Here is a 279-nt window from a genome sequence, read left to right on the forward strand (position 1 = left end):
CCCGGCAACCGCGTGCGCCGCACCGTGTACATGACCTATGTCTTTTCCGGCTTCTGCGCCTCGAGCGGGGCCTCCCTGATCGCCTGCCGTTTGAGCGGGGCAGGGCCGGGCACCGGCCCCAATCTCGAGATCATGGCGCTGACGGCGGCCGTGGGCGGCGGCGTCAGCCTGGGCGGGGGGCGCGGCTCGGGGGTCAAAGGCCTGAGGGGCGCCATCATGGGGCTCACCATGCCCAACGGGCTGGTCCGGCTGGGCTATGGCGCCGGCGCCAACCAGAGG

General features: G+C 72.8%; 1 pseudogene. It reads left to right on the top strand.

Annotated features, from left to right (window positions below):
- A pseudogene (locus tag KVT37_RS32145) lies at positions 1 to 279 on the top strand (ABC transporter permease); the annotation flags it as partial.

The sequence above is a fragment of the Mesorhizobium sp. GbtcB19 genome, from assembly GCF_019091085.1.
Lineage (GTDB): Bacteria > Pseudomonadota > Alphaproteobacteria > Rhizobiales > Rhizobiaceae > Mesorhizobium.